Below are 11773 nucleotides of genomic sequence, written 5' to 3' on the forward strand. Positions count from 1 at the left end.
TTGCAGTTTCCGGCAATTACGCCTATTTAGCTGCTGGTGATAACGGTTTTGTGGTTGTTGATATTAGCACCCCTTCTTCTCCGACCCTTAAAGGAAAGTATGAAACTGGATATGCTGACTGTGTTGCAGTTTCCGGCAATTACGCTTATTTAGTTGAAGACTCTGATGGTCTTGTGATTTTTGATATCAGTAATCCCTCTTCTCCAATTCACAAAGGAAGCGAAAGCCGCCATATTGGCATTTGTAAGGCCATTTCAGTTTCAGGTAATTACGCCTATATTGCTAATTCTGGTCTTGTGATTGTTAATATTAGCAATTCCTCTTCTCCAATTGTAGAAGGAGGATTCAGTTCTTCCTGGGGAATTTTGGACGTTTCAATTTCCGGCAGTACTATCTATGTAGCCGATTCCAATAATGGTATTTTGGTATTAAAAGCCAATTTAGAACAGTCAGTAACTTCTGTTATGAATTCCAGTTTAACACAGCCTGAAAATAACACTCAGAGCCTTAAACAAGAAAATGAGAGTGCAGTAGCAAATGTTAAGCAGACGCCTGAGCAGAAAAAAGAGACCCGCGCTCCTCCAAAAGAAAGCAAAAAAACTCCAGGATTTGAACTAATTTGGGGGATTGTTAGTTTGCTAACTATATTTTACATAAAAGGAAGTAACAAAAGGTAGTTATACTGACTTTTTGGAAAAATTTCCAAAAATAAAAAAAATTATTTTTTGAAGATGTATAAAAATAATAGCAATTCCCAATGTTTTCGGTCTAACTATTCAAAAAATATATCATAATAAATATTAGAGTTTATTGATACCTAAAAATAGAATATATGTATAAAATTTATGCCTATATCTCAGTTTATTGGAATCCCATGAGTTTCAATAGTCAATATTGAGTAAATAATTTATAGTAGTCTTGCATATTATGAACTATGCAAGATAATTTCTTAAGACAGGTTGAAATTATATTTTGTATTTGCCTGATCATTCTTTTTCTAATTTCCTGTTATAACACTTAACGGAAGAAGAGTTTACATCTTTACTCTCTTCAACGATACATGCGATTTACAGGCTCGATAATTATAACTACCAGGGTCTGGTGCTCATAATTGACTCTATAAAGCAGCCTTAAATGCCTGGACCGTAGTCTGAAAAGCTTTTCCTTACTCTCAATTATTCTTTTTGCTCGCGGTGGGACCGGATCGAGGACAAGTTCATCAAGAGTTTCTTTGACTCTGGAGTAAGTCATTTCATCAGCCGATTTCAAAAAGGCTTGCGCAGGGATGTCAATAAGGACTTTAAACATTTTAGAGCCTCAAAGTTTCATTGCTATTAAGCGGTAATGTTATCCGATTTATTTCTCAAACTTCTTTTTTTCTGAATGTTCATTTTGGTTTAATTGTTTGTTGCAGGTTCCAGCAGTGCTGAGATTATGAATAGAGATTATAAATAAGATTTTTACTGTGGTAATTCTCTTTCTCACAGTATGAGCAATACCATGTTAATCAACACAGACCAAAGATCCTACACTAATTTGGGGGTTTGTTAACATTTTTACTGCCTTAGTAATAGAATTCATTTTGCTGCCTTAGTAATAGAATTTATTATCTACAATATCTGATTTAGTTATTGTAAGAGTAATTTTTTTATCAGATTCAATATTAAACTAAAAATATTTTTATTTTCATGAATGATATATAGAGTCCAAATAATATATTATTTCTCGAAAGGTGCAAGTTTCTACGAGAAACTGTAATAGTTAAATTTGTATAATTTTTTTATAACTTTAATTATTAACGCAAAGTTTCTCATTGAATATCTTTTTTATCTTCATTATATTTTATATAAATGCCCAGAAACATAACAAAAATAACGGGTGCAAGTGCCATCATTCCAATTAAGCCGAAACCGTCTGCAATTGCATCTACACCTTCATGTGCAGATGCTAGTCCGACGGTCATTGATGTGAGAAATGTTACAGCCATAGAGCCTGTTGCAACTCCACCTGCATCGAATGCTATACTTATGAAATCTTTGTCGCAAAACCATAATAAAACAAATACGAATAGATAACCTGGGACTATTATATACAGAAAAGGGATTCCATAAATTATTTTTGCCATTGCAATGGCAACGAACACAGCAATTCCAGAGGAAAGAACATAAAGCATAAGTTTTGATCTTATATAACCATTGGAAGACTCTTCAATCTGGTAACATAATACCCTTACAACAGGCTCTGCAAAAGTTGAAAGGAATCCAAGCACGAAACCTATCGGTATTAAAATGTTTTTTTTGTCGGAATTGCCGAAAAATTCACCAATCTCTCTTCCTATAGGAAAAAAGCCACTGTATACGCCATAAAGAAATAATACTATTCCAAATCCGGCTAAAATTAATCCGGTATACAGTTTTATTAATTGTGAAAACGGAAGCTTTAAATGTGCTTTTTGAAATAGAGCAAAAAAAATTACAAGAGGGACAAGTGACTGAATAACTTCAAAGAATACAGGCGAGATTCCCTCTGTAACTGAGTTCATGAAGACAGAACCCCCAGCAACATTACAATAACTACAGGGCCCATGGAAGCTAATCCCATGATTCCGAAATTATCTGAAAGTTCAGACTTCTTTTGTAATACTGCAACTATTCCGATTCCAAGAGCCATAATAACAGGTACAGTTATAGACCCTGTGGTCACACCTCCTGCATCGAAAGCGATTGCCAGGTATTCACTCGGTACAAAAAATGACAGCGCGAGTATAATTAGATAGCCTGCTGCAAACAGATACCTGATTGGAATTCCATAAATTGTTCTGAAAATAGAAATAACTACAAACAAGCCAACTCCAAAGGCTATAGAGATTATTATCATATTACTATCTATACTGCCCTGTGAAACTAAATTAACCATGTTACTTAAAACTCTTACATCAGGCTCCGCAATGGTTGTTAGAAACGAGAGTAGGAAGACTACTATTGCAATAAAAGCAAGTGAATTATGCTTGGGCAAATCAGCTCCTATTGCCTCACCCATTGGAAGTATACCAATCTTAACGCCTACAAGAAAAAAAATCATTCCCAGTGAGATAAGTAATATGCTCGTCAAAAAAGATGCAAGCTGGTTCAAACTAGTACCAACTAATGTCAGCATGAGCAAAAGTATTGCAAGCGTTAAAGGAAATACTGCCTGCACAACTTCAATAATAGTCTCTTTAATATCACATATCATAAAAATTTCCCTCCGCAATAGATAGAATTTACTTTACAAATTACAGATCTGAGCTGTTTAAGGTAAATTTCATCAATGAGACATATTGAAAATATCAATTATTGCTAAACTGGTGAAGTATCTTCGCCACGTTGTTAAGTTGAAAGAGCAGACGATCCATTGTATTTACATGTCTATATATATTCATTAATCTTAATATATTATGAATTTAGAAATTCTATTTTCTACAAGGATTTTTAAATTTCCTATTTCAGCTTTAGACATCTGGTTTAAATCGTAGATTTCATATCTGAATCTTAATTGCCAATTCCCCAATTAATTATATGACTAATATTATATAATACTCTTTGAGCACAAGTCTCCGTCTAAATAAAATATAGATAGCAAGTAAATTTACTTTTTCTACTCCTTGATTTTAAAATAATCCTTAACAGACCTCATTGTTATGCTATTTCTCTTTTAACCGTGGTAACGGCTAATTTTCATTGTTTAAAATTATCACTATTGAGAATAGCAAATGTCAACCAGATCTAACGAAAAAAATAAGTTTTTAAGTTAAATTCAAACTTGAAAGTCTCCAGATAGGAACATTCATAATTTCCTAAGTGGAGTTACTCATATTTCTCTGTTAGAGTGCAACATATCATAAAGTGGATGACAAATTCCAAATACTTTATCCAGAGAAACTACAAACCCAATCCCTTTTCCGGGTTCGTTGAGGTTTACAGCCTCAATAATACTATTTTTGATTTTATCCTCAATTGTCGATTCAGCTACTGTGAGGACGATTTCCTTTTCTGGTTCGATCATTAAGCCAAGAATACTTTTATTCTCATGAACTCCTGTACCGCGACCAAATAAGATTGTTCCGCCATGGGCACCGGCTTTTCTTGAAGCCTTAATTACCTCATCGCCCCAGCCTTTTTTTACAATTGTGACTATTAATACAAAATCTTTCTCATTGCACACTCTCTCTACCTCCGTTAAATCTTATGTAAACACCCAGAAGCATAACGAAAATGATGGGCGCCAGTGCTATCATCGCAATCAGGCCAAAGCCGTCTGCGACAGGATCTGTCCCCTCGTATGATGTAGCCACTCCTACAGCCATTGACATCAGAAAAGACACAGCCATCGGACCTGTTACAGCTCCTCCTGCGTCGAATGCAATACCCACAAAATCTTTGTCACAAAGCCATAACAGAATAAGGACAAATAAATAACCTGGAACTATTATGTATATGAAAGGTATCTTATAGACAATTTTTACCATTGAAATCGCAGACAACATAGCAACTGCGAAGGAAAGCATATAGAGCATAAGATTTGATCTTATATAGCCACTGGAAGATTCCTCAACCTGATAACACAATACTCTTACAGAAGGTTCCGCAAAAGCAGCAAGTAAACCAAGAACAAAACCTAGAGGAATTAAAAAGTTCTTCTTAGAATCGCCAAAGAACTCCCCTATCTTCGTTCCTGCAGGGAGAAATCCGTTATTGACTCCATGAAGAAATAAGATCATACCAAATGCAGTGAAGGCTAGCCCTATATAAAGTCTTACTAATTGTGATAATGGCAGCTTTAAATATAATATCTGAAGGGATGTGAAGAAAATTATTAGAGGAGCAATTGATTGGATAACTTCAAAAAACACGAGCCAAAATCCCGTAATTTCTAAACTCATGAAGACAGAACCCCCAGTAGCATGAGACTCAATATGGGACCTATAGTCGCTAGGCCGATAAGTCCAAAACCATCAAGTTCAGATCTATCTTGCAATACTGAAGCTATCCCGACTCCAAGGCCAATAATCACAGGCACAATCATTGCTCCTGTAGTCACACTTCCGGAATCAAAGGCAATTGCCAGATAATCAGCAGGTACAAAGAAAGACAGCATGAGTATGATTGAATAACTTCCTGCAAACAGATATTTGATCGGAAATCCAAAGATTATTCTCAGGACGGAAATAACCATAAGAAAACCTACTCCAAAGGATATAGAAATTATCAGTAAATTGTTATCTATACTCCCTTGTAAAGCTGAGTTTATCATGCTAATTAAAACACTTACATTAGGTTCCGCTACAGCTACAAAGGACGAGAGTAGAAACACCATCACTGCGATAAAAGCCAGTGAGCTGTGCTTAGGCAAATCAGCTCCTATTGCCTCACCTATAGGAAGCATACTCAGCTTAACCCCGGTTAGAAAAAAGGTCATTCCGATTACAGTTAGCACTGTAGCTATCAAAAAGGAGATCAGATCATCCAGGCCTATACCGACGAACACAAGCAACAGTAACACGACTACAAGTGTTAAAGGAAATATAGCTTGGACGACTTCCTGAAAAGTTTCTTTAACATCACGCATCATGAAAGTTCCACCAGATAGATAAATAAGCACTTAATTAAGCGAGCAAATAAAAATGTTTAAATAAATATAAAAATAAACACTAAATTCTAAATCTGCCACTTGTGAGTATTCAAGTACTTTTGACCCCAAAAATTTTAGAATATAAGCATTAACAATATAGTTACTATAAGTATGTAAACATTATAGCTAAGTTAAATCTTTCATTATAAACTCTCTCATTATAAATAACAAAATGGAACTTCTCTTTATTCCGCACCGTCCTCGAAAAGCTTTCTAACTTCCTCAACATTTTCAGGTGGGCTGATCACAAGCAGAATATCATCCGCGAGAATTTCAGTCTCAGCTTCCGGTCCGGGAATGATTTTATGACTACGTGAGATTGCAAGTGCGGACACTCCATAGTTCTTCCGAAGATTGAGTTCCCCAAGAGTCATTCCTGCTGATTTTGAGAATTTCCCTACCCTGATACTCCGGATTTCCACATCTGCAAAATCAAGAGCCAGATCGCAGATTTTTTTCCTGGGGATGCCAGTACTTCGAAGCATCTTATAATGGTCGGCACGTAATGTTGAAGTAAGGGAATAGATTTCACTGCTGGGAACTAAGTATCTGTGAAGTACCCTTGTGAAAAGCTCTATTGAGCTTTCAAACTCATCAGAAATGACTTCATCTGCCCCAAAATCATAGAACTTATCCAGCTCACTCAGGAAATGTGTTCTGGCAATGATGTGGATTTCCGGATTTAACCTTTGGGCAGCTTCAATTATTCTTTTAGCGCTCGGAGGATCACCTGCGGTCACGACAACAGATTTCGCGGTCTGGATGCCTGCATGTTCCAGTACAGCATTCTGAGCAGCATCACCGTAAAAAATACGCTCTTCCTTCTGCTTCTCTATCCGTACGACTTCAGGATTCATGTCAATTACTATGTAGGGAATTGAAGCTGCTTTTGCAGCAGTCACGACATTTCTACCGTTTATCCCAAATCCTACTATAATTACGTGGTTTTCAAGTTTCTCTTCAGATTCTTTTTCTTTAAATTTACTGTACCAGCCCTGTTTCAAGATTGGGGGAAAAGGCAGAAAGTCAGCAAAAGTCGTGGTTCGATACCCTATACTCATAAAAAGAGGGGTAAGCACCATAGAAAGTACTGCAACATCCAGAAATTCCTGGTACATGAGAGAGGAAATTAATCCACTTGCAGAACCTACTTTTGCAAGGATAAAGGAAAATTCTCCAACCTGTGAAAGGGAAAATCCAACCAGAATCATTGTATGCAAAGGAAAACCTATGAGAAAGGTGCTCAAACTGTTTGCCAGAGCCTTCAGAAGCAGCACAGCCAGGGTAGCAGCCAGGATCAGGAGCAGATGTTCTCTTAATATGTTGAGATCAAGCAGCATCCCTATTGAGATGAAGAAAATACTCATGAACATGTCCCTGAATGGAATTATATTCCCAAGAGCCTGAACCGAATACTCAGACTCCGAAATAATAAGGCCAGCAAGAAAAGCTCCCAGTGCCAGAGATAGTCCAACCATGGAAGTCAGCCAGGCGACAGAAAGCCCTATTACTATAACACTCAGGAGAAAAAGCTCGTTATTTCGTGTCTTTGCCACATGGTACATGATAAAAGGAACGACATATCTGGCGCTTAGAAAAGTGAACACGATGAGCCCAAGGCCCTGCAGGATAAGCTCTAAAAATGACTTTTCAGTCCCTGGAGTGCCTGCGAGGACTGGAATTAAGAGAATAATTATCACTGCAGCGATATCCTGAAAAATCAGTATTCCTAAGGAAGTCCGCCCGTGAAGGCTATAAATTTCTCCTTTTTCCTGTAAGAGTTTAAGAACAATTGCAGTGCTGCTTAATGCTACTAAAAACCCAAGAAAAATCGAAGCTTCTCTGGAATGTCCAAGCCAGAGGAATATAAGAGCAACGATAACTGAAGTTATGGAAAGCTGCAAACCGCCTCCAAAAATTACAATTCTGCGAAGCTGTAAAAGGTCGCGCAGTGAAAACTCAATACCTATGGTAAAAAGCAGGAGTACGACTCCGATTTCGGCCAAAAATTCTATGTTTCCAATCTCTCTAATAAGTCCAAAACCAAAAGGTCCAGCAAGAATACCTGCAAGTAGAAAACCAATCAGTGGAGCTATTTTTAATTTTGAGAAAGTAAATACTACAGGAATAGAAAGTCCGAAGATGATCAGAAGGTCGGTTAAAAGATTCGTCGCCATCAATATATAATGATTTTTTAAATAATATAAATTTCATTGACCTGGGCCCTCGAGAAAAGGTAGTAACATACTAAAACTAATATGGGGAAATGAATTAGCTATTTTAACAAATAAAAGAGCATGGTAGACATTTTTAAAACATGAGATATTTTAGAAAATTAAAGAATTATGTGGAGTATATTTGGATAAATAAGATAAAAATAAGCATATGGGGATTTAAAAACCGCTTTTAGTCTTCATAGCTTAAAACAAAGTCTATTTAAAAGTTAAAAATTTACTCTAGCCTTTATCCCTCTCTGAAGGCCATGTTACTTTCCTGAAATTGCTTAATAAAGAATCAATTGCTTTTCTGTCTATTTATGCATATATGCCCTCTTTAAAAGAAGGAAATAAGGAAATCCTAAAAAAAATGAATTTTTAAAAGAAAATGAAACAATTAGAAAGTGTAAAATCAAAAAAAACCTCAAATAAAAAGGTATTTTTAAGTTTTTTTTCGAAAAAAAAGGATTTTTAAAACTTGATTAGATAAAAAAGTATTTAAAAGATTTGTTTAATATGAATATTGGCATATTTAAGACATATTTTCTCTAAATAAGCTGAAAAAAGAGGGATTTAATTTCCTAGAACAGGGTTCATTTTATTGTACTCTGGAAGTCTCTCCTATAATTTTTCTTTCAGCTTTCACTGAGGTTTAATTGTGAAATCTAAGATTATGAACTATTTTAATGCATCTGAAGAAGAATTTTCAGACTGGAAATGGCAATACAGGCATAGAATTGAGACCGTAGAAGAACTTGAAAAATTGATTCAGTTATCAGAGACCGAGAAAGAAGATATAAAAAAAGCTCTTGAAGTTTTTCCTATGGCAATATCTCCTTATTATGCTTCTCTTATAGATCCGACAGATCCTAACTGTCCTATTCGAATGCAGGCTGTACCCAGTTCAGCCGAACTTAAAAAATCTTCCTGGGAACTCGAAGATCCCCTATGTGAGGATAAGGATTCCCCTTCTGAAGAGAGCTGTATAACCCATAGATATCCTGATAGGGTGCTTTTCCTCATTTCAAACCGCTGTGGGATGTATTGCAGACACTGTACCCGCAAGCGAAGGGTCGGCAACAGAGAGTACGACTATTCTGAAAAGGTAATCAGAGAAGGGCTCGAGTATATTAGAGAACATCCTGAAATAAGGGATGTCCTGCTTTCGGGAGGAGATGCCCTGCTCGTTTCCGATGAAAGGCTGGACTGGCTCCTGGGAGAACTCTTTGACATTCCTCACGTGGAAATAGTAAGGATAGGTTCAAGGGTTCCTGTAACCCTCCCTCAGCGCATAACCCCTGAATTATGTGAAATTCTTGAAAAATATCCGTCAGTCTGGCTTAATACCCATTTCAATCACCCAAAAGAGATTACCCCGGAAGCTAAAAAGGCAATGAGAATGCTAGCAAAAGCCGGAGTTCCTCTTGGTAATCAGTCCGTACTCCTCAGGGGAGTCAATGACTGCCCGATGGTAATTAAAAAACTTTGCCACGAACTCCTTAAGATAAAAACAAGGCCTTATTATCTCTATCAGTGCGACCTTTCCTTTGGGCTGGAGCATTTCAGGACCTCAGTTTCGAGGGGAATAGAGATCATTGAGATGCTTAGAGGACATACATCGGGTCTTGCAGTTCCTACTTTTGTTGTTGATGCCCCTGGAGGAGGAGGAAAAATTCCTGTAGGTCCTAATTACCTGATTTCAAGCTCGGACACAGGAGTCGTCCTTAGAAATTACGAAGGGGTGATCTGCATGTACCCAGAACCTGAAGCTTATTCCTGGGAGTGTCAGCAAGCCTGTTCAATCTGCGATAAGCATCCAGGGCTTAAAAGTGGCACAGGCATTGCAAAACTATATGACGAAGAAAATGACATAATCGCTCTCGAACCCGAAAGCCTCGAAAGAAAAAAGCGTTTCTAAAGAAAAGAGTAAAGGAAATAAACCAGGAAAATCTCCTCAAGTCAAAAAACTTTAAAAACGTAAGGAGGAAAAAATATGGAAAAAAACCTTCCCTTTATTCTTGAAATTAAAGAAGAACTGGCGGGATACTGGAAAAAGATAAATCTGGAGATTGGAGGATCAAGAGCTGATCTTGTAATTGATTACTACAACAACAGAATAAAAGTTATGAATTTTACCGGAATTTTTGAGAAAATTTCAGAAGTTCTTAAAATCGTTGCTAAAGTAGAAAAAATTGGGAAGATAATCGTATATACGCCTCTGGAAAACATAAAAGAGCTTGAAACCTGTGGATATGTAGAGGAAGGAAACATCAAGGGGTACTATGCAGGAAAAGACTGCCATGTTTTCTCAAGTTACCCTGAAACTTCCAGAGGAGTTTCTTCTAATAAAGGGAAAGAAGACCAGATAATTGAAAGCTGTCTCAGAAAAGTAATGATATCCAGAAGAAAACTGAAAAAACCGGATGGCTCCCAAAAAAATGAGAACATAAGAAAACAAGGAGAGAATATCGGGTTTCAGGAAGAGTACAGGCTCAAGCCTGCAGTCCAGGCTGATGCCTCAGCAATGGCAACTCTTTACAGGCAGGAGTTTAAGTTTTATCCCACTCCTTTGCACATGAAAAGTTATCTTCTAAAAACCATGGACTCGAATGTTCTCTATTTCCTTGCAGAAAAGCAAGGAACAATCTTGAGCCTTGCTTCGGCAGAAATGGACCCAACAAACAAGTGTGCAGAAATAACCGACTGCCTGACAATTCCTTCCGAGAGGGGAAAGGGATTGATAAAAGAGCTCATCAAAGCTCTGGAAAAAGAACTTTTAAATAGAGGCTTCAGAAGCTCTTATACTCTCTGTAGAGCTTCATCTCTAGGAATAAATGCAGCTTTTGCTTCTCTTGGCTATGCTTACACAGGCAGGCTAGTTAACAACTGCAAGATTGGAAATGGATTTGAAGACATGAACATCTGGTGCAAAATGCTTAAAAAGAACAGGTCAAAACAAAGAATAAACTAAAGCAAAAAAACTGAAAGAAACCGGAAATTGGCAGGAGAAAAAGTCCATTCAGCCAAAAACTTATTTGATTTTGCTTTCAAAACTCCACAGTGTTGAGTATTTTGATTAAAGAAGTTCTTGAGTATTCTGCTCAAGCCTGGTGGTAATTTCCTTTGCAGCTTGGGCTGTTACGTAATCTATATAGGCTTTTTGTGAGATCAGGCCTTTTGTGGAGTCCTTCAATTCCACATTCCCACTTATTAACTTTTCTCCTTCCCGAGAGCTACTGTTTACGAAGGTTACAGTTACAGATCCTTCTTTAAATTGATCAAAATATTTTACGTCTCCTCCAGTTGAGGTATAGAAGAAAAAAATATTCAGATTTGAAAAGGTATAAACAGGCGTATAGACTCCGTCACGTTTACTGATATTAATCAGGAGGGCTTGAGAATTATACTTGTTCTTTACTTCGTCGGTGATTGATACCTCCATGCCTGCTTTTTCCAGTTCAGTATCAAGGTTTTTTCTAAGAGATTTCGAAAAGTAGTCGTTACCTTCTATATGGAGGCAAATCCTACCTGGAAAGTCAATTTGAGGGTTGCTTGTGGAGTAGGAACTTACCATGGAATTAGCTTTGGTCTCGCTCTTTGCCGCCTTGAAGTCCAGAATATAAAAGGAAGAAAAAATAATTGTAAGAATAATTACTGCAAGAAAAAGTCTTCTATTTACTATGATTTCTTTCATGCTTCTAAGAGTTATGTTTTGATCTTAAAAAAGATGGGTTGAGGAATAGTCAGAATCTATCTCAAAAATTTCATTGAAAGTTTAAAATTTGTTCCTGAATCAGAGGTTTATTTACCAAATAGATCTGAAAATCAGTGTTAGGGCCAAAAATTTAGATAACATCCAAAAACGAGACTCAGAAAAAATTAAACTC

The 11773-nt window shown here is 36.8% G+C and carries 10 protein-coding genes and 1 pseudogene; 3 read left to right on the forward strand and 8 right to left on the reverse strand.

What is annotated here, in order from left to right:
• A pseudogene (locus tag A9239_RS10345) lies at positions 1-677 on the forward strand (LVIVD repeat-containing protein); the annotation flags it as partial.
• A gap of 373 nt (positions 678-1050) precedes the next feature.
• Here the strand turns inward: A9239_RS10345 and A9239_RS10350 are convergent.
• The 7 genes from A9239_RS10350 to A9239_RS10380 form a co-directional block, all read right to left on the reverse strand.
• Positions 1051-1308, reverse strand: a complete 258-nt coding sequence (locus tag A9239_RS10350; RefSeq protein ID WP_048109435.1) for a hypothetical protein — start codon at positions 1306-1308, stop codon at positions 1051-1053.
• Positions 1309-1810: 502 nt separating this feature from the next.
• Entirely contained in the window at positions 1811-2542 is a 732-nt protein-coding gene (locus A9239_RS10355; protein ID WP_048109433.1) for a DUF1538 domain-containing protein, read from the reverse strand.
• Positions 2539-3234: a DUF1538 domain-containing protein gene (locus A9239_RS10360; RefSeq protein WP_048109431.1), complete on the reverse strand. Its 696-nt coding sequence runs from the start codon at positions 3232-3234 to the stop codon at positions 2539-2541. The genes A9239_RS10355 and A9239_RS10360 overlap by 4 nt, the downstream gene beginning before the upstream one ends.
• A gap of 615 nt (positions 3235-3849) precedes the next feature.
• The gene (locus A9239_RS10365; protein WP_048109430.1) at positions 3850-4203 is read right to left on the reverse strand and encodes a P-II family nitrogen regulator; all 354 of its coding nucleotides are present in this window, start codon (positions 4201-4203) and stop codon (positions 3850-3852) included.
• Entirely contained in the window at positions 4193-4921 is a 729-nt protein-coding gene (locus tag A9239_RS10370; RefSeq protein ID WP_048156481.1) for a DUF1538 domain-containing protein, read from the reverse strand. The genes A9239_RS10365 and A9239_RS10370 overlap by 11 nt, the downstream gene beginning before the upstream one ends.
• Complete coding sequence (locus A9239_RS10375) at positions 4918-5610, reverse strand: DUF1538 domain-containing protein (RefSeq protein ID WP_048156479.1); 693 nt, start codon at positions 5608-5610, stop codon at positions 4918-4920. The genes A9239_RS10370 and A9239_RS10375 overlap by 4 nt, the downstream gene beginning before the upstream one ends.
• Positions 5611-5855: 245 nt before the next feature.
• Positions 5856-7847: a cation:proton antiporter gene (locus tag A9239_RS10380; protein ID WP_048156476.1), complete on the reverse strand. Its 1992-nt coding sequence runs from the start codon at positions 7845-7847 to the stop codon at positions 5856-5858.
• 697 nt (positions 7848-8544) lie between these two features.
• On the opposite strand from A9239_RS10380, the gene ablA reads away from it, so the two are divergent.
• Together ablA and ablB are read left to right on the forward strand one after the other, a co-directional pair.
• A complete protein-coding gene (ablA, locus tag A9239_RS10385; RefSeq protein WP_048156472.1) occupies positions 8545-9804 on the forward strand; it encodes a lysine 2,3-aminomutase in 1260 nt (419 codons plus the stop codon).
• 75 nt (positions 9805-9879) lie between these two features.
• Positions 9880-10857: a putative beta-lysine N-acetyltransferase gene (gene ablB / locus A9239_RS10390; protein ID WP_080943719.1), complete on the forward strand. Its 978-nt coding sequence runs from the start codon at positions 9880-9882 to the stop codon at positions 10855-10857.
• A gap of 105 nt (positions 10858-10962) precedes the next feature.
• Here the strand turns inward: ablB and A9239_RS10395 are convergent, their stop codons facing one another.
• A complete protein-coding gene (locus A9239_RS10395; RefSeq protein WP_048156469.1) occupies positions 10963-11580 on the reverse strand; it encodes a hypothetical protein in 618 nt (205 codons plus the stop codon).
• Positions 11581-11773: the final 193 nt, after the last annotated feature.

Origin of the sequence: Methanosarcina sp. A14 (assembly GCF_001729375.1) — an archaeon.
Classification (GTDB): Archaea; Halobacteriota; Methanosarcinia; order Methanosarcinales; family Methanosarcinaceae; genus Methanosarcina; species Methanosarcina barkeri.

Coding starts and splice junctions, on each gene's coding strand:
- A9239_RS10375 (WP_048156479.1), bottom strand. CDS start 5,610: ATGATGCGTGATGTTAAAGAAACTTTTCAGGAAGTCGTCCAAGCTATA.
- A9239_RS10350 (WP_048109435.1), bottom strand. CDS start 1,308: ATGTTTAAAGTCCTTATTGACATCCCTGCGCAAGCCTTTTTGAAATCG.
- A9239_RS10360 (WP_048109431.1), bottom strand. CDS start 3,234: ATGATATGTGATATTAAAGAGACTATTATTGAAGTTGTGCAGGCAGTA.
- A9239_RS10380 (WP_048156476.1), bottom strand. CDS start 7,847: ATGGCGACGAATCTTTTAACCGACCTTCTGATCATCTTCGGACTTTCT.
- A9239_RS10370 (WP_048156481.1), bottom strand. CDS start 4,921: ATGAGTTTAGAAATTACGGGATTTTGGCTCGTGTTTTTTGAAGTTATC.
- A9239_RS10355 (WP_048109433.1), bottom strand. CDS start 2,542: ATGAACTCAGTTACAGAGGGAATCTCGCCTGTATTCTTTGAAGTTATT.
- A9239_RS10395 (WP_048156469.1), bottom strand. CDS start 11,580: ATGAAAGAAATCATAGTAAATAGAAGACTTTTTCTTGCAGTAATTATT.
- ablB (WP_080943719.1), top strand. CDS start 9,880: ATGGAAAAAAACCTTCCCTTTATTCTTGAAATTAAAGAAGAACTGGCG.